Origin of the sequence: Palleronia sp. THAF1 (assembly GCF_009363795.1) — a bacterium.
GTDB lineage: Bacteria > Pseudomonadota > Alphaproteobacteria > Rhodobacterales > Rhodobacteraceae > Palleronia.
Genome location: NZ_CP045420.1, coordinates 2348298 through 2374862, shown reverse-complemented (window position 1 = coordinate 2374862; position 26565 = coordinate 2348298). Strand labels below are relative to the sequence as shown.

25 protein-coding genes are annotated in these 26565 nt (G+C 63.4%); 10 read left to right on the top strand and 15 right to left on the bottom strand.

What is annotated here, in order from left to right; all coding sequences use genetic code 11:
• Positions 1–73: 73 nt before the first annotated feature.
• From FIU81_RS11710 to FIU81_RS11700, 3 genes are read left to right on the top strand one after another with little or no spacing between them, the layout of a single operon-like run.
• Positions 74–1348: an MFS transporter gene (locus FIU81_RS11710; protein WP_124111303.1), complete on the top strand. Its 1275-nt coding sequence runs from the start codon at positions 74–76 to the stop codon at positions 1346–1348.
• A gap of 17 nt (positions 1349–1365) precedes the next feature.
• Positions 1366–2103 (top strand): alpha/beta hydrolase, encoded by a 738-nt coding sequence (locus tag FIU81_RS11705; protein ID WP_124111304.1) that lies wholly within the window; start codon positions 1366–1368, stop codon positions 2101–2103.
• The gene (locus tag FIU81_RS11700) at positions 2091–3065 is read left to right on the top strand and encodes an alpha/beta hydrolase (protein WP_124111305.1); all 975 of its coding nucleotides are present in this window, start codon (positions 2091–2093) and stop codon (positions 3063–3065) included. Before FIU81_RS11705 ends, FIU81_RS11700 begins: the two co-directional genes overlap by 13 nt.
• A gap of 223 nt (positions 3066–3288) precedes the next feature.
• Here FIU81_RS11700 and phaZ read toward each other — a convergent pair whose 3' ends face one another.
• The gene (gene phaZ, locus FIU81_RS11695; RefSeq protein WP_124111306.1) at positions 3289–4617 is read right to left on the bottom strand and encodes a polyhydroxyalkanoate depolymerase; all 1329 of its coding nucleotides are present in this window, start codon (positions 4615–4617) and stop codon (positions 3289–3291) included.
• A gap of 141 nt (positions 4618–4758) precedes the next feature.
• Between phaZ and FIU81_RS11690 the strand changes: the two genes are divergently transcribed.
• The 3 genes from FIU81_RS11690 (at position 4759) to phaR (ending at position 7982) form a co-directional block, all read left to right on the top strand.
• On the top strand, positions 4759–6561 hold the full coding sequence (locus tag FIU81_RS11690) for a PHA/PHB synthase family protein (protein WP_124111307.1): 1803 nt from the start codon (positions 4759–4761) through the stop codon (positions 6559–6561).
• Positions 6562–6836: 275 nt separating this feature from the next.
• Entirely contained in the window at positions 6837–7289 is a 453-nt protein-coding gene (locus FIU81_RS11685; protein ID WP_124111308.1) for a phasin family protein, read from the top strand.
• Between the two features lie 141 nt (positions 7290–7430).
• Positions 7431–7982, top strand: a complete 552-nt coding sequence (gene phaR, locus FIU81_RS11680) for a polyhydroxyalkanoate synthesis repressor PhaR (RefSeq protein ID WP_124111309.1) — start codon at positions 7431–7433, stop codon at positions 7980–7982.
• Here phaR and FIU81_RS11675 read toward each other — a convergent pair.
• The 5 genes from FIU81_RS11675 to FIU81_RS11655 all read right to left on the bottom strand — a co-directional run bounded on the left by FIU81_RS11675 (position 7979) and on the right by FIU81_RS11655 (position 12961).
• Positions 7979–9214, bottom strand: coding sequence for a multidrug effflux MFS transporter (locus tag FIU81_RS11675; RefSeq protein ID WP_216644253.1), 1236 nt, complete (start codon positions 9212–9214; stop codon positions 7979–7981). The genes phaR and FIU81_RS11675 overlap by 4 nt on opposite strands.
• Before the next feature lie 104 nt (positions 9215–9318).
• Positions 9319–10674, bottom strand: a complete 1356-nt coding sequence (locus tag FIU81_RS11670) for a glutamine synthetase family protein (RefSeq protein ID WP_124111310.1) — start codon at positions 10672–10674, stop codon at positions 9319–9321.
• Entirely contained in the window at positions 10659–11354 is a 696-nt protein-coding gene (locus tag FIU81_RS11665) for a type 1 glutamine amidotransferase (protein WP_124111311.1), read from the bottom strand. Before FIU81_RS11665 ends, FIU81_RS11670 begins: the two co-directional genes overlap by 16 nt.
• A gap of 7 nt (positions 11355–11361) precedes the next feature.
• Entirely contained in the window at positions 11362–11913 is a 552-nt protein-coding gene (locus FIU81_RS11660; protein WP_124111312.1) for an adenine phosphoribosyltransferase, read from the bottom strand.
• A 175-nt stretch (positions 11914–12088) separates the two neighbouring features.
• Positions 12089–12961: an S-methyl-5'-thioadenosine phosphorylase gene (locus FIU81_RS11655; protein ID WP_124111313.1), complete on the bottom strand. Its 873-nt coding sequence runs from the start codon at positions 12959–12961 to the stop codon at positions 12089–12091.
• A 435-nt stretch (positions 12962–13396) separates the two neighbouring features.
• Here FIU81_RS11655 and FIU81_RS11650 point away from each other — a divergent pair, with 435 nt between their 5' ends.
• Positions 13397–15019, top strand: a complete 1623-nt coding sequence (locus FIU81_RS11650; RefSeq protein ID WP_124111314.1) for a SulP family inorganic anion transporter — start codon at positions 13397–13399, stop codon at positions 15017–15019.
• A gap of 341 nt (positions 15020–15360) precedes the next feature.
• Here the strand turns inward: FIU81_RS11650 and FIU81_RS11645 are convergent, their stop codons facing one another.
• The 4 genes from FIU81_RS11645 to FIU81_RS11630 form a co-directional block, all read right to left on the bottom strand.
• Positions 15361–15780 (bottom strand): PA2169 family four-helix-bundle protein, encoded by a 420-nt coding sequence (locus FIU81_RS11645; protein ID WP_124111315.1) that lies wholly within the window; start codon positions 15778–15780, stop codon positions 15361–15363.
• 94 nt (positions 15781–15874) lie between these two features.
• On the bottom strand, positions 15875–16882 hold the full coding sequence (locus FIU81_RS11640) for a zinc-dependent alcohol dehydrogenase family protein (protein ID WP_124111316.1): 1008 nt from the start codon (positions 16880–16882) through the stop codon (positions 15875–15877).
• Positions 16883–16971: 89 nt separating this feature from the next.
• Positions 16972–17625 (bottom strand): CatB-related O-acetyltransferase, encoded by a 654-nt coding sequence (locus FIU81_RS11635; protein WP_124111317.1) that lies wholly within the window; start codon positions 17623–17625, stop codon positions 16972–16974.
• Between the two features lie 105 nt (positions 17626–17730).
• Complete coding sequence (locus FIU81_RS11630; protein WP_124111318.1) at positions 17731–18336, bottom strand: flavin reductase family protein; 606 nt, start codon at positions 18334–18336, stop codon at positions 17731–17733.
• 67 nt (positions 18337–18403) lie between these two features.
• Between FIU81_RS11630 and FIU81_RS11625 the strand changes: the two genes are divergently transcribed.
• Positions 18404–18880, top strand: a complete 477-nt coding sequence (locus tag FIU81_RS11625; protein ID WP_124111319.1) for a GNAT family N-acetyltransferase — start codon at positions 18404–18406, stop codon at positions 18878–18880.
• A 198-nt stretch (positions 18881–19078) separates the two neighbouring features.
• Positions 19079–19852 carry an EcsC family protein gene (locus tag FIU81_RS11620; RefSeq protein WP_124111320.1) on the top strand — a complete coding sequence of 258 codons (774 nt, stop codon included), beginning with the start codon at positions 19079–19081 and terminating at the stop codon, positions 19850–19852.
• Here the strand turns inward: FIU81_RS11620 and ptsP are convergent.
• Positions 19849–22113, bottom strand: a complete 2265-nt coding sequence (gene ptsP, locus FIU81_RS11615; protein WP_124111321.1) for a phosphoenolpyruvate--protein phosphotransferase — start codon at positions 22111–22113, stop codon at positions 19849–19851. The genes FIU81_RS11620 and ptsP overlap by 4 nt on opposite strands.
• A gap of 79 nt (positions 22114–22192) precedes the next feature.
• Complete coding sequence (locus tag FIU81_RS11610; RefSeq protein WP_124111322.1) at positions 22193–23431, bottom strand: aspartate kinase; 1239 nt, start codon at positions 23429–23431, stop codon at positions 22193–22195.
• 122 nt (positions 23432–23553) lie between these two features.
• Between FIU81_RS11610 and FIU81_RS11605 the strand changes: the two genes are divergently transcribed.
• Complete coding sequence (locus FIU81_RS11605; protein WP_216644252.1) at positions 23554–24015, top strand: phosphate-starvation-inducible PsiE family protein; 462 nt, start codon at positions 23554–23556, stop codon at positions 24013–24015.
• Here FIU81_RS11605 and FIU81_RS11600 read toward each other — a convergent pair.
• From FIU81_RS11600 to FIU81_RS11590, 3 genes are read right to left on the bottom strand one after another with little or no spacing between them, the layout of a single operon-like run.
• The gene (locus tag FIU81_RS11600) at positions 24012–24497 is read right to left on the bottom strand and encodes a flavin reductase family protein (protein WP_124111323.1); all 486 of its coding nucleotides are present in this window, start codon (positions 24495–24497) and stop codon (positions 24012–24014) included. The two genes, FIU81_RS11605 and FIU81_RS11600, sit on opposite strands and share 4 nt — an antisense overlap.
• A complete protein-coding gene (locus tag FIU81_RS11595; RefSeq protein ID WP_124111324.1) occupies positions 24494–25381 on the bottom strand; it encodes an aldo/keto reductase in 888 nt (295 codons plus the stop codon). The genes FIU81_RS11600 and FIU81_RS11595 overlap by 4 nt, the downstream gene beginning before the upstream one ends.
• Entirely contained in the window at positions 25381–26535 is a 1155-nt protein-coding gene (locus tag FIU81_RS11590; RefSeq protein ID WP_124111325.1) for an LLM class flavin-dependent oxidoreductase, read from the bottom strand. The genes FIU81_RS11595 and FIU81_RS11590 overlap by 1 nt, the downstream gene beginning before the upstream one ends.
• Positions 26536–26565: the final 30 nt, after the last annotated feature.

Below are 26565 nucleotides of genomic sequence, written 5' to 3'. Positions count from 1 at the left end.
TGGTGCGGATAGTGAACTTGGGCAGACAAATCGCACCGCGAGCGCTATGTGATGCGCCGCTGGAGGGTTCGAGATGAGCGAGACAAGTTTCGAGGAAACGGTGTTTGAGGCACTGACCGACGATACGTCGGGGCAGGGCGGATTAAGCGACGCTGCGGCAACGCACGAGGCCGGATCGTTCCTGCGGCACGCGGGGGCCCTCTCGATGTCGAAGCTTGCGGACGGCTTGCTGTCGCCCAAGCTGGTGCTGTCGTGGTTGGTCGCTCATCTGGGCGCGGCGTCGGTGTTCGTCGGACTTCTGGTGCCGATCCGCGAGTCGTTGGCGCTGTTGCCGCAATTGCTGACCGCTCCGCGGATACAGGCGATGGGCCGGCGCAAATGGGCATGGGCCGGTGGATCAGTGGCGCAGGGGCTGGCCTGCGGGGGGATCGTTCTGGCGGCGCTGACGCTGGACGGGAACGCGGCCGGTATCGCGATCTGTGTTCTGCTGGCGGTGCTGGCGTTGGCGCGGTCGGTCTGTTCGGTCAGCTACAAGGATGTGCTGGGCAAGACCGTCGGTGCCTCTCGCCGCGGGTCGGCGACGGGGTTCGCAGCCAGTGCCGCAAGCATCGGCGTGATTACCTTCGCGCTATTTCTGGTAATCGGCGGCGGGCAGCGGCTCGGGCTGGTGATCGCGGCGTTGGGCCTTGCCGCTGTTCTATGGGTCGTGGCGGGGGCGATCTTCTCGACCCTGCAGGAAGAAGCTGATCCGGGCGAGGCGCACGGCACGCCATGGGCGCAACTGGGGTTGTTGCGCGACGATCCGCAATTGCGCCTGTTCATCTGGGTGCGCGGCCTGCTGACCGCGACCGCCCTTGCGCCGCCATACCTGATCCTGCTGGGTGCAAATGGCGGCACCTTCGATCGGCTGGGTGCGCTTTTGCTGGCATCCTCGGCGGCGTCGTTCCTGTCGTCCTACGTCTGGGGGCGCTTAGCGGACCGCTCGTCCCGCAAGGTGCTGATGGCCTGCGGTGTGCTGGGCGCGTTGGCGCTGGCGTTGGCGCTTCTTCTGGCGGCGGTGGGCGTTGCGGATACATGGTGGGCGCTGCCGCTGACACTGTTCATCCTAATGATCGCCTACCACGGCGTCCGGCAAGGGCGGTCGACCTACTTGGTGGACATGGCGCCTGACGGCCAACGCTCGGCCTACACGGCGGTGTCGAATACAGTGATTGGCGTAGTGCTTCTAGGCTCGGGCGTGTTCGGCGCGCTGGCGTCACTAGCGGGGGCCTGGGTCACGCTGGCGTTGTTTGCCGGCATGTCGGCGCTGGCGGCGGTGGTCGCGTTGCGGCTTGACGAAGTGGAATAAGGCAGGGACGTTGAGGTATGAAGTTTCTCGATACGCAGCAGGGCCGCCGGATCGCCTACCACAAGACGCCGGGGCAGGGGCCGTGGATCGTCTTTCTGGGCGGGTTCAAGTCCGATATGGGCGGCACCAAGGCGGTGCATCTAGAGACGTGGGCAAAAGCCCGTGGCCAAGCGTTCCTGCGGTTCGACTACTCGGGCCACGGCGAAAGCTCTGGCGCGTTCGAGGATGGCGCCATCGGCGATTGGACCGAAGACGCGGTGGCCGCGATCGAGACGCTGACCGAGGGGCCGGTGGTGCTTGTCGGGTCGTCCATGGGCGGTTGGATATCCCTGCTGGTGCAGCGGCGCGTGGCGCGTGTGGCCGGATTGGTCGGCATCGCGGCGGCGCCGGATTTCACCGAAGATTCCATGTGGGCTGGTTTCGACGGAGACCAGCGGGCGACCTTGAAGTCCGAGGGCCGCGTGGCGCTGCCGTCGGAGTATGGCGATCCCTACATCATCACGCGCCGCCTGATCGAGGATGGGCGCAACCACTTGGTGCTGCGCGATCCCGTGGCGGCGTTTGGCCCGGTCCGCCTATTGCAGGGCACAGAAGATGCCGACGTGAGCCGCGAGACGGCGCTGCGGCTGTTGGATCATCTAAAAGGCGATGTGCGGCTGACGCTGGTAAAAGGCGCCGATCATCGCTTTTCTGACCCTGCGTGTCTGTCGCTGATCGAGACGGCGATAGAAGAGGTGCTGACATGCGTGTCGTAAGGTGGGCGATTTTCATCGCGCTTGTGCTCGGCGCGCTGTGGGTCTTCGGGCCGCGCGCGACCATGTCGGCGATGCCCGCCCCGTCAGATGTGGCGCTTGGCGATGATCTCAACGCTTGGCTGTCCGAGCAGGAAGCCGCGTACGACGATATCGTGCCGGGCACCGAAAAGCGGATCGTCTGGGCAGGCGAGGCGGGGGGCACGACGGATTGGGCGGTGGTCTATCTGCACGGCTTTTCGGCCAGTTCCGAAGAGATCCGCCCCGTGCCCGAACGCGTCGCCGAGGGCCTGCAAGCCAACCTGTTCTATACCCGCTATACCGGCCACGCGCGCGACAGTGCGGCAATGGCCGAAGCAACCGCCGACGCTTGGGCGCGCGATACGGCCGAGGCACTGGCCATAGCACAGCGCATTGGTGATCGGGTGCTGGTCATCGGAACCTCGACCGGTGGGACGATGACAGCGATCGCGGCCAGCGATCCTGCCACCGCGGAAGCCATTGATGCCGTTGTGCTGATCTCGCCCAACTTTGCCCCGCAAAACCCGGCGGCTTTCTTGCTAACCTGGCCGTTCGCCGAAACCTGGGTGCCCGTGTTGGCGGGAGAGACCCGGTCATGGGAACCGCATAACGAACGGCAGGCCGAGTTCTGGACGGAACGCTATCCGACCATCGCGGCGATCCCGATGCAGGCCAGCGTGGATCGTCTGCAAAGCGCTGACTTGGGACGCGCGGACCAGCCCGCCTTGGTCATTTATTCCAGCGCGGACACGGTCGTGAAACCCGAAGCGACACGCAATGGCATGGCGCTGTGGGGCGGGGCGAAAGAGTTCGTCGAATTCGGCGCGGGCGAGGGGGTCGACCCCTCGAACCACGTGCTTGCGGGTGATATCTTAAGTCCCGCACTGACCGATCCGGTGACGGACTTGATCCTTGGCTGGATGTCGCGCCTGTCGGCGCCCTGATCTTTCGAAGCACTCGCCTTTTCGGCTTCGGACCGAGGATTAGATATGTGCCGTAGCTGATACGGCATGCAGCGGCCTTGGTAGAGGAAGCACGCAAGATGGAGAAAGTCGAGACATTGCGCCAATGGTTGGCGCGACTTGGCGGCAACCGCCAAGTGCGTTCCGTCTTCATGGACTGACCGCAAGGAAGCTTCGGAAGCCTGCTGCCCCGAGTTCACCCGCTTCAAACGGGCATGGGGCCATCTCCATCCGTACCCGTCTTCAGATTCTTGCGTCGGCCCGGCGCTTTCTTATCGTTCGCAGGTGTCGCAACGGACCCGCCTTGCGCGGCTTGGTCGATGAACTCCAGCACAAGCGGCCGAATGTTGTTGCGCCAGCTTTTGCCTGCGAAGATGCCGTAATGACCGGCTCCCGGCTCCAGGTGCGCGCGGGTCTTGTCCTTCGGCAACTCGGTCAAGATGTCCAGCGCAGCGATGCATTGTCCGGGGGCGGAGATATCATCGTTCTCGCCCTCTACGATCATCGTCGGCACGCTTGTGATTTTCGTCATGTCGACGGCGGTACCGTCGATGTGAAATGCGTTATGCGCGATCTCACGATCCTTGAAGATGCGCTCGACCGTCGAAAGATAGAACTCTGCCGTCATGTCCATGACAGCCAGATATTCGTCGTAGAATTTGTTGTGACGGTCGTGGTCGCCCGCTTCGCCCTTGGCGGCACGCATGATCTGTTCCGAGAAAGACTTTGCGTGGGTCTCGGCGTTCATCGAAATGAAGGACGCCAACTGCAGCAATCCCGGATAAACCATCCGTCCTGCACCGGCGTACTTGAACCCGACGCGCTGAATAACGGCGCGTTCCAGCTGACCCATCGTCACGCGGCGGCCGAAGTCCGTCACATCGGTCGCGGCGGCGTCGGGATCGACCGGGCCGCCGATCAGGGTAAGCGATGCGGGCTGGCTGTCAGGATCGTTCTGCGCAAGCCATCCGGTCGCGACCAGCGCAAGCGGAACAGGCTGGCAAACAGCGACGAGGTTGGTGTCGGGGCCAAGATGCTGCATGAAGGACACCAGATACTTGGTGTAATCTTCAACATCAAACTTTCCGGCCGAGACGGGAATGTCGCGGGCGTTCTTCCAGTCGGTGATCCACACTTCGGCGTCGGGCAGCAGCGACTGCACGGTCGAACGCAGGAGTGTCGCGTAGTGGCCTGACATCGGCGCGGCCAGCAGGATCTTTCGTTTCTTCTCTGGGCGACCCTGAACGCGAAAACGCACGAGGTCTCCGAAATCCTGTTCCAGATCGACTTCCGGCGTCACGATATGGTCGCGCCCATCCTCGGCGACGATGGCTTCTATGCCCCAGTCGGGCTTGACGACCATCCGGCTGAAGCTGCGCTCTGTCACGTCGCCCCAAGCGGACAGCATCTGGAAGTACGGGTTCGGCGCGAGACCGTTCACCGGATAAGAGCCCATGGCCTGCGCCGATGCACCCATCCATTGGCTGGTGACGCGCATCGTCTCCATCCAGTCGTAAGACATCATCGCTCGCATAATTCGTCCTTCCTCGTCACGTCGTTCGGGCTACACATCACGCCCCGTTCCGCTAGTATTACAACGACCGGTGGAACCCTTCAGGTTCCTGTGCACGCGCAGCGCAAATTCTGCCCTGCAGCGTAGGGAGGGGAAGTTAAGATGGCAACTACAGAAGAAAAAAGCACTGATGTGCTGGGCGATTATTCGGAAGAGATGTCGCAAAACCTCGCCCGGATGGAGCAATTGTCAGAGCGGCTGGCCACGGTCATGTCCCGCAAAAAGCAGGTGCCCGCATCGCTACAGGGCCCCTCGCCGGAACTTTACGCCAAGGCCGGCACCGCCTTCATGCGCGAGATGATGGATAACCCTACCAAGATCATGCAGACGCAGATCGACTACTGGGGGAAAACGCTTGGCCACTACGTCGAGGCGCAGAAGAAGCTGATGGCAGGCGATCTGACGCCACCGGAGTCAAAGGTGAAGGATGACAGTCGCTTCGATAACGAAGTCTGGCAGACCCATCCGATGTTCAATTACCTGAAGCAGCAGTACCTGATGAACGCCGAGCTGGTCAGCAGGGCCGTCTCTGACATCGACGGTCTTGACCCCAAGGACAAGTCGCGCCTGCAGCACTTCAGTCAACAGATCGTCGACATGATGAGTCCAACGAACTTCCTGGGTACCAACCCGGAGGCCTTGGCACGCGCGGTCGAGACCGAAGGCAAAAGCCTTGTGGATGGGCTGGAGAACCTGGTGCGCGATCTGGAGCGTAACAACGGCGAGCTTGTCGTCACGCTCGCCGATCCTGACGCCTTCAAGGTGGGCGAGAACCTCGCGACCACGCCGGGCAAGGTTGTCTTCCGCAACCGCATGATGGAGCTGATCCAATACGCGCCCACGACCGATCAGGTCCACGCGACACCTCTGATCATCTTCCCGCCCTGGATCAACAAATTCTACATTCTGGATCTCAAAGAGAAGAACAGCCTGATCCGCTGGATCGTCGATCAGGGCTTCACCCTGTTCGTCGTCAGCTGGAAGAACCCGAACGCCGAATACGCCGATGTCGGCATGGACCAGTATGTCGAGGAAGGCTTTCTGGAGGCCATCGGCCAGGTCAAGACGATCATCAAGCAAGACAAGGTGAACGCCGTTGGCTACTGCATCGCGGGCACCACGTTGTCGATGACGCTGGCCTTGTTGAAGAAACGCGGCGATGACAGCGTCAACGCGGCCACGTTCTTTACCACGCTTACCGATTTCTCCGATCAGGGTGAGGTCGGCGTCTTCCTGAACGACGATTTCGTCGACGGGATCGAGGAAGAGGTGCAGCGCAACGGGTATCTCGACTCGCTTTACATGAGCCGGACGTTCTCTTTCCTACGGTCCAACGATCTCGTCTACCGTCCTGCCGTGCGCAACTACATGCTGGGGGAGGCGCCGCCCGCCTTCGATCTTCTTTACTGGAACGGCGACGGCACCAACCTGCCGCGCGACATGGCGGTCGAGTATCTGCGGGGCTTGTGCCAAGGCGATAAGCTGGCGACCGACGGCTTTCCAATCCTCGGAGAGACGGTGACGCTGGACGAAGTGACCGTGCCTCTGATGGCGGTCGCCTGCGAGACCGATCACATCGCCGCCTGGAAATCGTCGTTCCGCGGTGTTCAGAAGATGGGTTCGGACGACAAGACGTTCGTGCTGTCTGAATCTGGTCACATCGCGGGCATCGTCAATCCGCCGTCGAAGAAGAAGTACGGGCACTACGTGAACGGCGATTGGTCCGGCACGCCCGAAGACTGGCAGACGGCTGCGGACTTCCACGAGGGTACCTGGTGGATGCGCTGGGGCGATTGGCTGGCCGGGCGATCCGGGGACAAGGTGAAGGCGCGCAAACCCGGCGGCGGTCGCAAGACATTGGGCGATGCGCCCGGCACTTACGTCACAGAAAGTCCCGACGGGTAAGTTTCGCACCTGCGGCGTGCCCTAGGGGAAACTTTTTCGCGTAGCGGCGCTGCCTGTCAGTACCAGGCTGCCGCGGATTTTTGAAGATTCATATTGCAAGTCAATGCCTTGGCGCGCTCTTCGGGCCATGCTGCGGCTGCGTGAGTTTTCATGCTGCAATGCAGAATGCCTCTTGCAATGCTGCGATGCGGCATTATGTGTGTGTCATCGCAATCACGGGGATCGGCCCAAGCAACTGGACCGCCCCACCCGCAACCGAAGCTAGGAGAGCTATCATGGCCAAGACCGAAACCCCCGACTTCACCAAGATGATGCAAGAGATGATGGCGTCGATGCCGACGGACATGTCCGCCATGCAGGACAGCTTCAAGAGCTACGCCTCTTTCGGCGAGAAGATGTCGAAAGTCGCACTGGAAGCCGCCGAGAAGTCGACCGAAGTGTCCTCGAAGTGGACCAAGGACACGCTGGCCAAGATCAACGACATCGCCGTCGTTCGTGATGAGCCCTCCGACTACTCGAAGGCCATGACCGACTTCGCCTCCGCTCAGGCCGAGATGACGTCCGAAACCATGGCGCAGTTCGCCGAGATCGCGAAGAAGGTCCAGATGGAGACCGTCGAGCTGATGCTGGCCGCTGGCAAGGACGTGTCCGAGGACATGACCGCCGCCGCCAAGAAGGCCACCGACTCGGCTTCCTCCGCCGCCAAGAAGACCGCCGGCGCGAAGTAATCGCGACAGCTTAAAGAATACGTCGTCTTCTCCTCCCTGGCGGCGTTGTGACTGGGCGAGCTTCGGCTCGCCCTTTCTTTTTGCGTTTTGTTCCGCAGTGCAGCAAGGTGATCCAGCATTCTGCTGATCCGGGAACAGACTATGGCCGACACAATCAAACCGCTTCTGATCAAACGCTACGCGTCGCGCCGTCTCTACAACACGGAGACCAGCGATTACGTGACGCTAGACGATATTTCGGGCTTTATCCGCGATGGCCGCGAGGTGCAGATCGTCGACCTCAAGTCGGGCGATGACCTGACCCGCCAGTATCTTCTGCAGATCGTCGCCGAAAACGAATCGAAGGGCCAAAGCGTCCTGCCCCTAGACGTGCTGACCGATCTTGTGCGGTCCTACACCACGCAGGCGAATTCCGTCGTGCCGGAGTTCCTGAAGATGAGCTTCGACATGCTGCGCCAGAGCCAGCAGAAGATGATGACCCCGATGACCGTCGTGCCGGGCTTCGAGGTGATGCAGAAACAACAGGAAGCCTTCCTGAAGGCTATGACCGGCGGTGGCTGGTCCGTTGGGACCGATACCAGCGACGAGCCCGAGCCGAAGGCCGACGCGCCAAAGGCTGACACCACCGAGATGGACGAGATCCGCAAACAGCTGAAGCAGATGCAGGACGCGCTGAACAAGCTGAACGGCTAGCTGGTGAACAGTCGCCCGCGCTCAGCGATGGCGACCATGCCCAGCGACACGACGGCCAACCCGACCGATCCGGCCAACAGCGCGTAAAGCGAGCCGTCATAGAAGAACGCGATGGCCGCCCCCAAAGCGCCGCCGATCACCATTTGCGACGCGCCGAGCACAGCCGAAGCAACACCCGCGACGTGGCCCATCGGCTCCATAGCGATGGCGTTGAAGTTCGGCGGCACGAAGCCGAAACAGCACAGGCTGGCCGAGAACAGGATCAGGAACATCCAGAAAGGCGTGATGCCGCCGTAGATGGCCGCCAGCACCAGATGGATCGCCACGACGATCAGGTAGGCGACCAATGCGGTGTGGCTAAGCCGTCGGGTGCCCAGACGCTCGACCAGCCGCGAGTTGGCGAAGGACGAGGCGGCCATGAAGGTCGCCATCACCGCGAAGATCAGGGTGAAAGCGCGGCCAAGATCATAGGTCTCGGTAAAGATCTGTTCGGCCATGTTAACGAAGGCCAGCAGCACACCGAAGAATGCCGCCTGCGCCAAGGTGTAGAACGCAGCAATCCTGTTGCTGGCGACGATGCGGAACGCTTCTGCCAGCCGCGCGCCGGTCAGAGGGCGGCGGTTTTCGGGCGCAAGCGTCTCTGGTAGGCGAAGCAGGACCCAGACCAGCGCGATCAGCCCGACCAGTGCCATCACACCGCCCAGCCCGTGCCAGTCGGCGAACAGCAGCACCAGCGATCCCAGGTTCGGCGCAAGAACCGGCATGATCATGAAGACCATCATGATCAGCGACATGACATTCGCCATTGCCGCGCCTTCGAACCGGTCGCGCACCAGGGCGGTCGCGACGACGCGCGTGGCCGCGGCCCCCACACCTTGCACGAACCGAAGGAACAGAAGCGCGCCAAAGCTGGGGGCGAAGATCGACGCGACGGACCCGGCTAGGTAAATAGCAAGTCCGACCAGCAGGATGGGTCGCCGCCCGTAGCGGTCGGCCAGGGGGCCATAGATCAACTGCGCCGCGCCGAAGCCCACCACATAGGCGGTGATGACCAACTGGCGGGCGTTCGATTCCACGCCGAACTCTGCCGCGATGTCGCGCAGACCGGGGATGAACACGTCGATGGCCGCCGAGTTCAGCGCCATGACGAAGGCCACCAAAGCCACGAATTCACGACGCCCCAACGCGGCACGCGCGCCGGGGGGCATGTGGGTTTCAGTCGGGCTAGTCATGGCGGAGTCTCCGGGCGGGCAACCCGCTCTAACTTGACGCTGCGGTGCAGCGTTGCAAGGCCCGCAACGCACACACCGCCCTGCGCCACCGCACCGAAGCCCCCTTAGACGTTGATCAGCAGATGCTCCCGCTCCCACGGAGAAATCACTTGCAGGTATTCGTCGTATTCCTCGCGCTTTACGAAGGAATAGACCTGCGCGAACTCGGGGCTGAGCACGTCGTGCAACTCGGTCGCCCCGTCGAACAACTCCAGCGCGTCGAACAGGCCGCGGGGCACGCCTTGCTCTTCGCCGTAGGCGGTGCCGGTCCGTTCGGCGCGCGGCTCCAGCTTGTTGCGCAATCCCAGTAGGCCGCAGGCCAGTGAGGCTGCAATCCCCAGATACGGATTGCAATCCATGCCCGCGATCCGATTTTCCACCCGCCGCGCCTGCGCGTCGGCTACGGGGATGCGTAATCCAGCGGTGCGGTTGTCGCGGCCCCATTCCAGATTCACCGGCGCGGCAAAGTCTTTCACGTAGCGGCGGTAACTGTTCACGTAGGGCGCGAGAAGGGCGAGGGCCGAGGGTAGGTGTTCCTGCAAGCCGCCGATGAAGTGCCGGAACGCGTCGCTTTCGCTATCGTCATCGTTCGAGAAGATGTTGCGGCCATCGGCGTCCAGAACCGAGTGATGGATATGCATCGACGATCCCGGCTCACGCTCGATCGGTTTGGCCATGAAGGTAGCGAAGCACCCGTGCCGCAGGGCGGCTTCGCGGATTAGACGTTTGAAGAAGAAGACCTCGTCTGCCAGCTTGATGGGGTTGCCGTGGCGCAGGTTGATTTCCAGCTGCCCCGCGCCGCCTTCTTGGGTGATGCCGTCGATCTCGAACCCCTGCGCTTCGGCGAAGTCGTAGATGTCGTCGATGACGGGGCCATATTCATCGACCGCCGACAGGGAATAGGCCTGCCGTGCCGCCGCTTGGCGGCCCGTGCGTCCGATCATCGGCACGATGGCCTGACCGGGATCGGTGTTGCGGGCGACAAGGTAGAATTCCATTTCCGGCGCGACGACAGGGGTCAGCCCAAGCTCTGCATAGGCGGCGATGACGCGCTTCAGCACGTTGCGCGGGGCCGCCGGGACGGGGCCGCCCTGTTGCAGCTCCATGTCGTGGATGACCTGAAGCGTTCGGTCGGCAGTCCAAGGCGCTGCGGTGGCTGTCCCATAGTCCGGCGTCAGGATCATGTCCGGTTCCGTGGCACTCTCGGGCACGGGAACGCTGGCCCAACCGCCGGTGATCGTCTGATGAAAGATCGTGCGCGGCAGGAAGAACCGGGACTGGCGCGCGAACTTCGGGCCGGGCATCGCCTTGCCCCGCGCGATGCCGGGCAGGTCCGAGACGATGCACTCGATCTCTTCCGGCGCACGCCCATCCAGATAATCGCGGGCGGCTTGCGGTGCGTGGGTCAGCCAGTCGGCCATGGGATCGTCCTTCGGAAATGGGCGGCGAGCGCGTCGCCGGTTAAGGCATTGTCCACCGGCAGCGGCAGATCGGCGCTGGCCTGCGTTAGCAGGTCGTCGGGCACGGTGCCGCGCCCGACGGCGGGGATCATGTCAGCGATAAGGGCAGGCGGAAACTCTGGGTGCGGTTGCAGCGTCAGGGTGTCGCCCATGGCAAGACCGGCGTGGATGGTGAAGGGGTTGGTCAGGATCGTGGTCGCCCCCGGCGGAGGCATCACGACCTGATCCTGATGCCACGCGTTCAGATGCACCGTGCGCCCGGCCCAATCATAGGCGCGACGCCCAACTGCCCAGCCGCCGCTGTATTTCTGAACCCGCCCACCCAAGGCCTGCGCAATGATCTGGTGGCCGAAACAGATACCGATCAGCGGTCGCGTGCCGTGGATGGAGCGGATCAGCGTTTCCAGCGGGGCGATCCAATCGTGATCCTCGTAGGCGCCGTGGCGAGAACCAGAGACCAGCCAGCCGTCGCAAGTGGTCGGATCGTCCGGAATGTCGCCATCGTGGACACGGAAGACCCGCCAATCGAACCCCGGTCCAAGAAGTCGTACATAGAGTTCCGGGTAATCGCCGTGCGTGTCGCTAAGCGGAGCGCGCACATCCCCGCATTGAAGCAAGCCGATGGTGGGGCGGTCGGACATGGGGGTGTCAGTCGCCCTCGAACGCGCAAAGCGCTTCGACGCGCAGGCCCAAACCTTCAAGGCGTTTGCGCCCGCCCAGATCCGGCAGGTCGATGATGAAGGCGCAGCCGACGATTTCAGCGCCCAAGCGCTCGCACAGCTTCACGCCTGCCTCTGCCGTGCCGCCGGTGGCCAGCAGGTCATCGACCAGCAGCACCTTCTCGCCTGCTTCCAGAGCGTCGTTGTGGACCTCCATCGTGGCCTCGCCGTACTCCAGTTTGTAGTCTTCGGACAGCGTGTCGCCGGGCAGCTTGCCCTTCTTGCGGATCGGCACGAAGCCCACGTTCAACTGGTGCGCGATGGCCCCGCCCATGATGAAGCCGCGTGCTTCCAGGGCCGCGACCTTGTCGAAGCGTTGGTCGGCGAAGGGATCGAGCAGCTGGTCGATGCAGATGCGGAAGCCGCGCGGATCGGCGAACAGGGTCGTCACGTCGCGGAACATGATGCCCGGTTCCGGGAAATCGGGAATTGTGCGGATGTAGTCGCGAACGCTTTTGCGCGCCGTCTTGCTCTGCGTCATGGCCTTGTCCCTTTGGGCTGCATCCGTCCGCACACCTAGCGCCTTGGGGCAGGGGGGCCAAGGGGAAGCGGTGGGCCGTGCCTGCGCGAACAACCCCGTTCTTGCTGACACGGCCCGGTCGGTGGAGAGCCTGACATGACGCCCTTCGGTCTACGCCGAAATCTCTAACTTTCCGTTAATTGCCCAAGACCCGACCGGCCACGGCATCAAGTTTCGCGACGACATCCGGATCGCGGGCGTCGGGGCCGGTCATGATGGCGTATTCCAACGCCCTGTCGCAGCCGTGCTCGCACGGATCCCTGTCTGTTTTCAGGACTTTGGCTATCCCCGTCACAAGGTCACGGGCTTTGGCTCCGTTGCCTTTCAGCGTGGCGATGATGTCGGTGATGTCGACGCTGCCGTGGTCGGGGTGCCAGCTGTCGTAGTCTGTGATCATGGCGACGCTCGCGTAGCAGATTTCGGCCTCTCGGGCGAGTTTGGCTTCGGGCATGTTGGTCATGCCGATCACGTCGCAATTCCAGACGTCGCGGTACAGCTTTGACTCCGCGGCGGTCGAAAACTGCGGTCCCTCCATCGCTAGGTAGGTGCCTCCGTCGTGCATGGTGATCCCGGCGGCGCGACCGGCATCCAGCGCGACTTGGCGTAGGCGTTCGCAGACCGGGTGCGCGACCGAGACATGGGCGACGCAGCCGGTTCCGAAGAAGGACTTCTCACGTGCGAAAGTGCGGTCAACGAATTGATCCACCATGACAAAATCGCCCGGAGCCATCTCTTCGCGGAAGCTTCCACAGGCCGAGACGCTGATGGCATCCGTCACTCCCAACCGCTTCAGCGCGTCGATGTTGGCGCGGTAGGGGACGGTGGTGGGAGAGTGGACGTGGCCGCGTCCGTGGCGGGGCAGAAAGGCCATTTCGGTACCGCCCAATGTGCCCGTCAGAATGGCGTCGGACGGGGTGCCCCAAGGGGTGTCGACCGTCTGCCATTCAGCCCCTTCAAGGCCGTCGATGTCGTAGATGCCCGATCCGCCGATGATCGCCAGTCTGCCCATGGGATGCTCCTTAGTGCCGTTTCGCGTGACGGTAGCGGGGCTTGCGGGGCGCGAAAAGGGTGGTCTGCGCGGCGACGGCAGAGTGTCGGACTTCTGTCGGGCGCGCGTGCAAGCCTAGTCGCGCTGGACAAGACCTGTGACAGCGGGGTGTGAAGCCACCCGAGCGCCGACCGGGTCAGCGCAAGCGCGCATACCCACCATCTCTAACCGCCACGCGAAGTCGAGGGCTGCTACGTTTCAGTCGGAGGTCTCCGACTCCGTTCGGTTGATGGGCATGGGGGCTGATACTTGGCGACGGTTTACGCAAGGGCTGTGGGGTTGCTTTTCGGGGGGGCGCGTGCCAGAGCCGCCGCAAATCTTACAGTCGCGTCGCCTCTGTGCCGGTAGCCTTTCAGCCAACCGGACCGCGACGCGTGATGGGCGAAGGATGCGGGTATGGCAAGAGCATTGATGGCAAACCTGGCGGACGCGATCAGCGTGCGCAGCCGCAAGGGCGGGGCCGGCGATCCGCGGCAGATGAAGACAGAGCTGCTGTCGGGTCTGACGGTGGCGCTGGCGCTGGTGCCTGAAGCGGTGGCGTTCGCCTTCGTGGCGGGGGTCGATCCGCTGGTGGGCCTATATGCTGCGTTCATCGTAGGTTTGATCACAGCGATCTTCGGCGGGCGGCCGGGCATGATCTCTGGCGCGACCGGGGCGCTGGCAGTCGTCATGGTCAGCCTCGTGGCCGAGCACGGGGTGGAGTATCTGTTCGCGACCGTGGTGCTGATGGGGCTGATCCAGATCGTCGTCGGTATCCTGCGCTGGGGCAAGTTCATGCGGCTGGTGCCGCATCCGGTGATGCTGGGCTTCGTCAACGGTCTGGCCATCGTCATCTTCCTGGCGCAACTGTCGCAATTCCAGGTGCCCGGATCGGCAGAGATTACCGGTCACGGTATGGCCGGTGGCGACTGGCTGCCGCCGCAGGCTCTGGGCCTGATGCTGGGGCTTGTGGGCGTGACCATGCTGATCATCTGGCTGCTTCCGCGCGTGACCAACATCGTGCCCGCACCGCTTGCCGGGATCGGCGTGACAGCGGCGCTGGTGCTGGGCCTTGGGCTTGATACGCCGCTGGTCGGCGATCTGGCCTCTATCGAGGGTGGGCTTCCGCCGTTCCACATTCCGATGGTGCCGTTCACGCTTGAGACGTTGCAGATCATCCTGCCCTACGCCGTCATTTTGGCTGCGATCGGGTTGATCGAAAGCCTGCTGACCCTGAACCTTGTGGGAGAGATCACGGGTGAGAAGGGCGGCGCGTCGAAGGAATGTCTGGCGCAGGGCGCGGCGAACACCGTGACGGGCTTCTTCGGGGGCATGGGCGGCTGTGCTATGATCGGCCAGTCGATGATCAACGTGAAGTCCGGTGGGCGGACGCGACTGTCGGGGATTTCAGCAGCGCTGTTCCTGCTGGCGTTCATCCTTGTGGCGGCTCCGGTGATCGAGCTGGTTCCGCTGGCAGCCTTGGTGGGCGTGATGTTCATGGTGGTTATCGGGACGTTCGCCTGGAACTCGTTGAAGATTCTGTTCCGCGTGCCGCTGGTGGATGCCTTCGTCATCGTGCTGGTGACGGGTGTGACCGTGGCCTTCGATCTGGCGACGGCCGTGGTCGTAGGCGTTATCGTCTCGGCGCTGGCCTATTCGTGGCAGAACGCGACGCGTATCTTCGCGCGGACGCACACCACGCCGGAAGGAGCCAAGGTCTATTCGGTGCAGGGGCCGCTGTTCTTCGGTTCGGCCGAGGGCTTCGTCGAGCTGTTCGACCCGGCGCAGGACCCATCGCTGGTTATCGTCGACTTCGCGGGCAGCCGTGTGGCCGATCAGTCCGCGCTGACGGCGATCGAGACGGTCGCCAGCAAGTATCAGGACGCAGGCAAGACGCTGGAGCTGCGGCATCTGTCCAAGGACTGCCACCGTTTGCTGCGGCGCGCTGGGCAGCTGGTAACAGAGGACGAGGACGATCCGGAATATGGCGTAGCTGTCGATTACGGTGTGCGCACCGGCATGGTGGGTGGCGGACACTAAGCGAATGGAGCGCCTGTTGTCGGCGTGGTCTGAGTATTTGGGAAAACAAAGAAGGGGTGGCGCTGGATAGCGTTGCCCTATCTTGCGTTATGGGTGGTGGCGATGGCCTTAGCCTCAAGCAGATCAAAGGGTCCTGAGCACAGGCAAGATTGAATGGGTCCAGAACGCCAATCCGAACCGCGGCCTGCAGCTACAGCGACTTCTGGCGAAAGCGGACTTTTCACAGATCGGGCCGGGCGATGTGGACGTCTGCGCAGATGTCAGCCTGAACGAGAACGCCCACGCAGACGTCTGCGTGGGCGTTTGCCTGTTTTAGATAGCTCAGCGCCCCCTCGACAAGCTTAGCTGAGCGTCTCAGCTTCCTTGACGGCGGCTTCGACCTTGGCGCGTTGCTCGGTCAGGAAGTCGTAGCCGGGCTCACCCTTCGTCTGGTCGATGGCGTCGTCGTAGGCGGACTTCAGATGGCTGTCGCCCCGCGCGCACTCGGCCATGATGCCGGCGTCGCCGGACGAGATCGCATCGCGTATGTTGAAGATGACGCGGTGCGCGGCTGCGGCGGTGGAGCCGGATTCGTCCGTCTCGATACCGTCCTGTGCGAGTTGCGTATGCAGCGTGTCGTGGAAGCCGCGGCGCTCGGACAGGCAGCGCTCGATGAAGGCCTTGTGCTCGCCGTTCATATTGTCGTGGGCCTGCTGGTAACCGTCGACGCTGTCGATCAGGTGGGTGTGCAGGGTCTTGAGGGCGTCGGTCTTGTTACTCATTGAACTGGTCCTTGTTACGTGTCGCCCCACCAACGCGCGTGCGGGGCCCGGAGGTTCCGCGACAAACGGACCGGGGGGCGACGGGGCTTGGGGGTCAGATCGACAGCGTGATCTTGCCGAAATGGTCGCCTGATTCTTCGTGCCGGAAGGCGTCGGCGATCTGGTCGAGCGGGAACTCCTTGTCGAGCACGGGGCGCAGGCCCGTCGTTTCCATGGCGCGAACCATGTCCTTCTGCATGTTGCGGGAGCCGACGATCAGGCCTTGCAGCCGCTGGTGCTTGGCCATCATCGCGGCGGTGGGGATGTCGCCCGAACGGCCCGTCAGCACGCCGATCAGGGCCATATGACCGCCGATGCGGCAGGCCTTGATGGATTGCTGCAGGGTCGCGGGGCCGCCGACCTCGACCACGTGATCGACGCCGCGTCCGTCGGTCATCTTGGCGATGGTGCTGCCCCAGTCGGTGTCGGTCTTGTAGTTGACGGTGCCGGAGGCGCCCATGTCCGCAAGGCGTTCCAGCTTGGCGTCCGAGGATGAGGTGGCGAAGACACGCGCGCCCATGGCCAGCGCGATCTGCAGCGCGTAGATCGATACGCCGCCAGTGCCGAGGACCAGCACATCGTCGCCCGCCTTCAGGCCGCCGTCGACGACCAAAGCACGCCAAGCGGTCAGGCCTGCAGTGGTGATGGTGGCGGCCTCGGCGTGGGTCCAACCATCGGGAGCTTTGGTGAACCACGAGGCGGGAAGGGTGACGGCTTCACGGGCGTAGCCGTCCAAGCCGTCGCCGGGCGTGCGGGTGAAATCGGCCAGCGGGGGCGGGCCGTCGATCCAGTCGGGGAAGAAGGTCGAGACGACCGCATCGCCGGTGGCGAATTCGGTGACACCGTCGCCGATCGCCGTGACTTCTCCGGCGCCGTCGGCCATGGGAATGCGGTTGTCCTCTGTCGGCATGTTGCCGGACACGATGCCGTAGTCATGGAAGTTCAGCGACGAGGCGTGGAGTCGAACGCTGATCTCTCCGGGACCGGGATCGGCGGCGTCGGGGATATCGGCGACGGTCAGATTGTCGAGACCGCCGCCCTTGGGAACGTGGATGGCTTTCATGGGATGGCTCCTTTGGGTTGAGCCGTCACCTATGGCGCGGGGGCGGGATGGAAAGCGTCACCCTGCGTTGTCGGTGTTTCGCCCGACCACTACGGGGCACATCGGGTCAGGGCGTCGATATCGTTGGCCATCAGGGCGGGTATTGCCTGCGCGATGCGATCCGCTGACCAGTTCCACCACGCGAGAGTCAGCAGCTTGGCGATCGTGGCATCATCGAACCGCATGCGTGCGACGCGGGCCGGGTTGCCAGTGACGAGCGCATAGGCGGGAATTGTGCCGCGCACGACTGCGCCTGCGCCGATGATAGCCCCATCGCCGATCTGCGCGCCCGGACAGATCAACGCGCCAGTGCCGATCCAGACGTCGTGGCCTACGGTGGTGTCTCGAATGTCGGGGGTGAAGCTTCGCATCCGCTCGGGGTCGAATACGGCGAAGGGGAAGGTGGAAAGGGCGCGCGCGTCATGGTTGGCCGAGGCCGTGATGAACCGCACGCCCGCTGCGATCTGGCAGAAGCGGCCGATGTGCAGGTGATCGGGGGCGCCCGCGTAGAGGTAAGGAGCGAGCCGCGCCGCCCAGTCGCCAACGTCGGACGGCGGATGCGGGTCGGAGTAGTAGCTGTAGTCGCCAGCGTGGATATTTGGATGATCCGCAAGCGCAACGGACAGGTTGATCGTGCCTTCGTGCGGCGTGCCGTCGGGTAGGGTGATGGGATGCAGGCGAGTGGGATCGGGGAAACGGGGCATGCTTGGCCCTTTCGTCTTTGAACTGTGTTTCAGGGTTCAAAGAGCTTTGTTCACCGGTTCCTCCATCGCTTGTTCTCCGACATTAGCAGCTTTTGCGGCACCGGGCTACTCGCCCGGACGCGGCATCGCGTATTTGTCCCGCACGGTCGTGAAGTCGCGATAGCCCATGCGCGCGACCGGGCCAAAGGCCATGTAGTCGAACAGGCCGTCCTTCAGCGCATCGTCACGGATATGGATGCCGGTGACGGTGGCAATGACGAGGAAGTTCGCCTCTCCTTCCAACGTCACGATCTGGGTCATTCGGCATTCCAGCGCGGCGGGGGCGGCCGTGACGAACGAGCAAGGGATCGTCTGGCACTCGGAACGGTCCAGCCCCGTGTGCGCGAACTCGTCGGTGTCCTTGTCCCACGGACCGGAACTTTCGTTCATTGGGTCTTTCAGCGCGTCCGACACCACGTTGCAGCAGAACACGCCGGTGTCGCGGATGTTGGCGACCGTGTCCTTGGTGCCATCGCGGTCTGGCTTGGTCGAGGTCGAGGCGAAGACCACCTGCGGCGGTGTGTAGGCCACCGCGTTGAAGAAGGAATAGGGGGCAAGGTTCTCTGATTCGTCAGAGCCGCGCGTCGAGATCCAGCCAATGGGGCGAGGCGCGACGATTGCATTGAACGGGTTGTGCGGCAGGCCGTGGCCGTCTTCGGGGCGGTAGAACATGCAGGCTCCTTCGTATTTGCCCGGACCCTAGCGGCGTGCTAGGCGGCGCGCCAGCCGTGGAGGGGACATGCTGGGCACCGAGACGCCGCAGGACATCTGGGAAGTCGAGGCCCTGTACGACCTGAGCTTTGCGCCGGGCCGCGAGCTGCTGTCGTCCTACCGGCTGCGCGACGGCGTGGCGCCGGTGCCGGAGCTGTGCCTTGTGTCGCGCGAGGATGGGGTGATCGGTGGGGCGATCCGCTACTGGCCGGTGCGTGTGGGCGGCGTGGACGCCTTGTTGCTGGGGCCGGTCGCGGTGCACCCGACACGGCAGGGCGAGGGGCTGGGCGCGTTCCTGATGCAAGACAGCCTGTCGCGGGCTGCCGCGCTGGGCCATCCGCGCGTGATGCTGGTGGGGGATGAGCCCTACTACGGGCGGTTCGGTTTTACGCGTTTGGTCGGTGTAGAGATGCCGCCGCCAACGAATCCCGAGCGTGTGCTGGGCATCGCGCTGGTGCCGGGTGCTTGGGATGGCGTTGCAGGGGCGGTGACGCGCGCGGGATGAATTGAAGATCGCAGGGTCGTTTCGGATGCTGCTTAGGCTATTGAAAAACCAATCTTATTTGATCTGGCAACATCTTTTTTTCGTAGCTGAGTTTTTCAGCTACGAAAAAAAGATGTTAACGCCAAGGCCTCATGGTCTGTCCGACGTCCAGCGTAACGCATCTTGGCAAACCAATCGCCGCGCCCCATCTTCAACCCCATGGCACAAACACCCGTAGAGACCGAAGATCTGTCGCCCGAAACCTCTGCCGCGCTGGACGCGCTCGCGGACCGGTTCCGCACTGCGGATGGCGTGGGCATGCAGGTTCTTGGGCTGATCGGCGGGCAGGCCGAAGACCTGCTGGGACGTCTTCCCATGTCGGTAAGGCAAGGCTTGGACACGGCCACAAAGCGCGCTCTGGAGGTGGCCTTCGATGCCGCAAGCGTCTCTCGCGGGCGGCTGCGCGACCGGCCCGACTGGCTTAATACCGTGGCGACGACGGCGATGGGTGCCGTGGGTGGTGCCGGTGGCTTGTCGACGGCGATGGCGGAACTGCCCGTCACGACAACGGTACTCCTGCGGGCCATTCAGGGTATCGCCGCCGACGAAGGCTTCGATGTGACTGACCGAACTGTGCGGGCGCAGTGTCTGCAGGTGTTCGCCGCCGCTGGACCGCTGTCGCGCGACGACGGCACGGATATGGCGTTCCTGTCGACGCGCATCACCCTCAGCGGCCCCGCCGTCCACGGCATCATCGCGAAGGTCGCGCCGCGTCTGGCGACCGTCTTGGGCCAGAAGCTGGCCGCGCAGGCGGTGCCGGTGATCGGTGCGGCGGCGGGCGCGGCGACGAATTACGCCTTCACCAGCTACTACCAGGAGATGGCGCGGGTCTATTTCGGCCTACGGGCACTGGCGCGCGACAGCGGCACGGACGTTGAAGTGCTGCTGCGAGAGTTCCGTCTGCGGATCGATCCACCGAAACGCATCCTCTAGACAGCGCCAGTTTGCCCTGCCAACTGCTCCTGCAAATGGGCTTTCACGGTCTCACGCACGCTCTGCTGACCTGAATCGCGTGCCTCATCAATGGCTGCGCGGACACCCGCCAGATCAACACGGCGCAACAGATGCTTGACCGGGCCGATAGAGGCCGGGCGCATCGACAGGGCGCGCAGGCCGATGGCACACATGCACAAAGCCTCGATCGGGCGGCCAGCGTCTTCTCCGCAGAAGCTGACGGGCGTTTCGGTTTCGGCGCATCGGTTCACGATCATCTGTAGCATGTTCAGGAACGACACGTTCAGCGTGTCGTAGCGCATCCGCACTTGCTCGTTCTCGCGGTCCGCCGCGAAGAAGAACTGTTTGAGATCGTTGCCGCCGATAGAGATGAAATCCGTCTCGCGAAAGAAAGCGCTGGGCGCGAAGGCCATGGACGGCGTCTCTAGCATCGACCCGATCTTCACGCTTTCGGGAAGCACGCGGCCAAGACGCCGCTCGCGCTCGATCTCGTCTTCCAGCAATGCGCGGGCGGTGCGGTATTCGTCCAGCTGCGCGATGAAGGGGAACATCACGTGCAGGGGGCGCCCATTGGCGGCGCGGATCAGGGCCTGCAGCTGCATGCGCATCACGCCGGGCCGATCCAATCCGACCCGGATCGCGCGCCACCCCAGCGCCGGGTTCGGTTCTTCGGGGCGCTTCATGTAGGGCAGGACCTTGTCGGACCCGATGTCGAGCGTGCGGAACACGACGGGCTTGCCTTTCGCCGCATCCATGACCCGGCCATAAAGCTGCGCCAGATGCCCGCGCTTGGGAACGTTGCGGTTGGCGAGAAACTGCAATTCGGTCCGAAACAGGCCGACACCCTCGGCCCCGGAGCCTTCCAGCGAGGGCAGATCGGCCATCAGGCCAGCGTTCATCGTCAGCGCGATGGTGGTGCCGTCCAACGTCCGCGCGGGCTGGTCGCGCAGGTCGGCATAGCGTTCCTGCGCCTTGGCCTGCATCGCGATCTTGTCGTTGAAGGCAGAGATGATGTTGTCCTCTGGCCGCAGGTGCACGATGCCCTGTTCGCCATCCACCAGGATCTGGTCGCCGTTCAGCGCCTCTGTCGTGATAGCGCGGGCGTGGATCACCAGCGGGATCGCCAGTGCGCGTGCGACGATGGCGGCATGGCTGCCGACCGATCCGCCTTCCAGCACGATGCCACGAAGCGACCGCCCGTAGTCCAGCAGATCGCCCGGTCCGATATCGCGGGCGACGAGGATGGGGTCGCCGGGCATCTCTGCCCCCGTTTCCTTGCCTTGCCCCGTCAAGATGCGCAGCAGGCGGCGCGACAGGTCGTCCAGATCGTGCATCCGCTCTCGGATATAAAGATCGGGAGCGGATTGCAGGCGGGTGCGCGCGGCGGATTGCTCTTTCTCGACGGCGGCTTCTGCCGACAGGCCGCGGTCGATGTTTTCTTCCATACGGCGCAGCCAGCCGCGCGAGTGGGCGAACATCCGGTAGGTTTCCAGCACATCGCGCTGGTCCTTGTCGGCGATACCGGCGCCGTCGAGCATGTCATCGACGCTGACCTGCAGCTGTTTGACGGCCTCTTCCAGCCGTTCCTTTTCGCTGTCGGGGTCTTCAGCGATGGGATTGGTCACGACCACGCGCGGCTCGTGCAGCCAGACGTGCCCGCGCGCCGTGCCTTCTTGGCCGACGAGGCCACGGAACAGGGCAGGGTGCTGGTGGCGGGCGGATAGCGCCGCCCCCTCGCCGGTGAACGCGCCCAGCTCTGTCATCTCTGCCAGCACCATCGCAACGACTTCGAGGGCGTAGACCTCGTCATCGGTGAAGGTGCGGGCGATCTTTGATTGGACGACTAGCACGCCCAAGCGTTCGCCCAATCGCGAAATCGGGATGCCTAGAAAGGACGAATACCTCTCTTCCCCCGTTTCGGGCATGTAGCGGAAGCCGCGTGTCGCGGGGGCGTCGGCGGTGTTTATGTTCTGGCCCATCCGGGCCACCCGGCCCACCAGACCTTCGCCCAGCCGCATCCGGGTCTGGTGGACGGCCTCGCGCTGCAAGCCTTCGGTGGCGCACAGCTCCAACGTCTCGGCATCGCGGAACAGGTAGATCGAGCACACTTCCGTTGCCATGCATTCGGCGATGATCGATGTGATATGGTCGAGCCGTTCCTGTCCCTCGCTTTCCTCGGCAAGGGTTTCGCGCAGACGCTTGAGTAGCTTGCGGCTTTCGCTTTCGCTGCCCGTTGGCATGGCTTTACTCCCTCGACGTGCGAAAGGCCGCCGTCACACCCGTTCTAGGCTTTGGGTCGCCCGGTGGAAAGGACGCGGTCTACCGCGCCTTCTCCAACTCAAACGCATCGTGCAGCGCCTGCACCGCCAGTTCCATGTACTTCCGGTCGATCAGGACAGAGATTTTTATCTCGGAGGTCGAGATGACCTTTATGTTGACGTTCTCGTCGCGCAACGCCTGAAACATGCGCGCCGCGACTCCCGTGTGGCTGCGCATCCCGATGCCCACGACCGACACTTTCGCGGTGTCCTGATCGGCGACCAGCTCATCGAACTCATAAAGGCCTTCACCGCGCGCTGCCTCTATTGCCTGACGCGCCCGTGCGACTTGATCGACGGGGCAAGAGAACGTCATGTCCGTCTTCCCGCCTTCGGATATGTTCTGAACGATCATGTCCACGTTTACCCCGGCTTCGGCCAGCGGCCCGAAGATCGCAGCAGCAATGCCCGGTTTGTCGTAGACCCCCAGCAGCGTCATCTTCGCCTCGTCGCGCGAATAGGCGACGCCGTTCACCACATTGGATTCCATGATCTCATCCTCCGCGCAGACGAGCGTGCCTGCATTTTCATCGTATTCCTCGAAGCTCGACAGCACCCGCAGCTTGACGCCGTAGCGCATCGCCAGCTCCACCGAGCGTGTTTGCAATACCTTCGCGCCCAGCGACGCCAGCTCCAGCATCTCTTCGAACGCGATGCGGTCCAGTTTGCGGGCCTTGGCGGTGATGCGCGGATCGGTGGTGTAGACGCCATCGACGTCTGTATAGATGTCGCAGCGAACGGCATCGAAGGCGGCGGCGAAGGCGACAGCGGTGGTGTCCGAGCCGCCGCGCCCCAGCGTGGTGATGCGGCCTTCGGGGCTAATGCCTTGGAAGCCCGCGACGACCGCGACCTTCATGCCCTCAATGAACTTGGCGTCCATGTTGGCGGTCGGAATCTCTTCGATCCGCGCGGCCCCGTGGGTGCCATTGGTCTTCAGCGGCACCTGCCAGCCCTGCCAAGACCTGGCCGGGATGTCCATTTCCTGCAAGGTCAGCGCCATCAGCCCGGCGGTCACGTTCTCACCCGACGAGACGACCGCATCGTATTCGCGGGCGTCGTAGAAGGGCGAGGTTTCGTTCACCCAGCCCACAAGCTCGTTCGTCTTGCCCGACATGGCCGAGACGATCACGATCACCTCGTGCCCATTGGCCACCTCACGCGCGACGCGCTTGGCCGCCCGCTTGATGCGGTCGAGAGAGGCGACAGAGGTGCCGCCGAATTTCATCACCAGACGCGACATCGCCGATGCGTCCCCTTGTATTGGATCGCTGGCCCAATACGGGGGGCGGTGCGGGCGCGCAAGACCCTCGCCCTTGTGACGTGTCGGCCTATCCTTCCTTAAGGTCATCAAGTGAGGGTGGTATGGAAGAAGACGGCGCTATCATGCGGATGTACCACTGGTTGGAGCGCGCGATCGCCGCCGTGATCCTGCTGGGTATGGTCGTCGTCGTGCTTCTGGCGACCTGGTCGTTCTTCGCGACGCTTTGGATGCTGACGCTGACGGAAGGCGGATCGCTGGAATACGGACAGTTCCAGATCCTTTTCGACCGTGTTCTTGCCGCCGTCATCGCGTTGGAGCTGGCGCATTCGATCCGGCAGATGGTGGCGGGCGATCATGGGCTAGGCCAGTTGCGCACGGTCATCGTGATCGGGATGCTGGCCGTGGTGCGCAAGCTGATCGTGCTGGAAGTGGATCAGGCGACGGGGCCGTTCCTTTTGGGGATCGCCGCCGCTGTTCTGGCGCTGGCCGTCGGGCTGGTGGGCATCCGATGGGTCGAGGACCGGCGCATGATGTTGAAGGTAGAGGATCGCCCGCTCGACTAGCTCGATGCGAACCCCCCATAGCGGCCCTGCGCGAAGATCAGCGGATCTCCCTTGCGGTGTTGCGCGTCCAAAACCCGGCCGACGACGATGGCGTGATCACCCGCGTCATGCACCGCGTGGGTTTCGCAGTGAAAGCGGGCTAGGCAGTCCTGGATCAGCGGTGTGCCGTCATCGGCTCGGGTCCAGTCGAGATCGTCGAACAGATCGCCTTCGGATACGAAGCCGTTGCTGATCGTCTCTTGCCCGGCGCCCATGACGTGGATCGCGAAGGTCTTGCAATCGGTGAACGGCGTGAAACGGCGCGAGGATTTGGCGGGCAGCCACAACACCATCGGCGGGTCCAGAGACACCGAGGTAAAGGAGTTCGCGGTGATGCCCAGAGGCCCGGACGCGGCCTCCGTCGTGACGACAGTGACGCCGGTGGCGAAACGCGAGAAAGCGTCGCGCAGCTCGCGTTGCGTGAATGGCTGAAGGTCGGTCATGGAACCTCTTGGCCCAGAGCGTGGGTGTAAAGCTGGAACCATGTTTCTCGATCCATCTTTACCCTCTCCGCGTCAGAGATGCTGCGGATGCGGCGCGGATTGTTGGTGCCAAGGACCGGAACGATACCGGCCGGATGCGCCAGAAGCCAGGCGACCGCAACGGCGGCACGGTCCACGCCGGCCTGTGCGGCGACTTCGTCCATCGCGGTTTCCAGCGCGCCGGTGCCAGTCATCAGTGCGCCGCCACCCAAGGGCGACCATGCCATCGGTGCGACGTTGCGCTCTTGCAGATAGGCGAGATCGCCGTTGGTGAAAGGGGCAACGTGGCCAAGGCTCATCTCGATCTGGTTCGTCACCAGCGGCGATGTCATCGCGGATTGCAGCAGGGTCCAGTCGTGCAGCTTGAAGTTCGACACGCCAACGGCGCGGACTTTTCCCTGAGCGACCAACGCGTCCAGCGTTCGGCCCGTCTCGTGCTGGTCCATGAACGGATCGGGGCGGTGGATTAACAGAAGGTCGATCCGGTCGATCCCCATCAGCCGCAGCGAGGTGTCGACAGAGCGGACAATATGCGCGCGGCTGGTGTCATAGTGCTTGATGCGTGCCTTCGCGTGACGCCCTGCCGGCGCGACGATATCGCATTTCGTGACAACCTCGATCTGGCGTTTCAGATTGGGTGTCAGCGCGGCTCCCATCACTTCTTCGGCCATGTATCCGCCGTAGATGTCGGCCTGATCCATGGTGGTGATGCCTTGTTCGAGACAGGCTTCGATCTTTTCCTGCACGGCTTTGGGCGCCGTGTCGGCGCCGTCATCGGCCAGCCGCCACATGCCGTAAACGATGCGGCTGATCTCCAGGTCGGGCGAAAGTCTGACGCGGTCCATCAGCGGCGGTCTCCTGTTCCAAGGGGCGTGGCCGGAGTGGTGTCCGGTACGCGACCGTAGACATGGGGTAGCGAGCAGGTTGTCAACTGAGGCATGACCAGTCGGCCGAAATGGCGACACTCGTCCAGATGCGGGTAACCCGAGAAGATGAACGAGCGGATGCCCATTTTCCGGTACGCCTCGATTTCTGAAAGGACCTGGTCCGCCGATCCTACCAGTGCGGCGCCGCAGCCCGACCGCGCGCGGCCGATGCCGGTCCAGAGGTGGGGTTCGACATAGCCGAACTGGTCCGCCAATTCGCGCGCACGGGCCTGATGGCTGACACCCAGGCTACCGCTGTCATGGGCGCGCTCGCGGATCAGCTTTCCCATCTCGTCGTCAAGCTGAGCGGTCAGGTGTTCGGCGTATTCCTTCGCCTCTGCTTCCGTGTCGCGCACGATCATGTGGACGCGCAGGCCGTAGTCGAGCGTGCGATCATAGCGGGCGGCCACGTCGTTCACGGCGCGCATCCGTTCGGCGATCTGGTCCTTTGGTTCGGGCCACATGAGGTAGACGTCGCAATGCTGGCCGCACAATTCCAGCGCCGACGGAGAGTAGCCGCCGAAGTAGAGCAGAGGACCGCCGGTCTGGTAGGGTTTGGCGGGGTCCGTCGGGACGGCATCGAAATCGTAGACCTGTCCGTGATAGGTGATCGTATCCTGCGTCCAAGCCTGTTTCAGAATCTCCACCACCTCGCGGCTGCGCTGGTAACGGTAGTCGCTGTCAGCCTTCTCCCCCGGAAAGTCGGACGAGATGACATTCAAAGTCAGCCGTCCTTCCAGCATGTGATCCAGTGTCGCGACCGTGCGCGCGAGCATGATCGGCTGCATCTCTCCGCAGCGGATCGCGGCCAGAAAATTCATCCTTTCCGTAAGCGGTGCCATTCCGGCGACGAATGACAGCGTGTCCTGACCGACCTGATAGGATGATGGGCACAAAATGTTGCGAAAAGATTGACGCTCGGCCTCCAGCGCGATGTCGCGGCAGTGTGTCCAGCTTGACCGCAGATCACCATCGGGTACGCCCAACTGCGTGTAATCGTCGGAACACAGGGCGGCGAACCAAGAGACCTCTGCGGCGTCGAGATCGGCTGAGGTGACAGGGACAACGGTCATGGGAAGGCTCCTTATGCTGCTTGCGTAGCA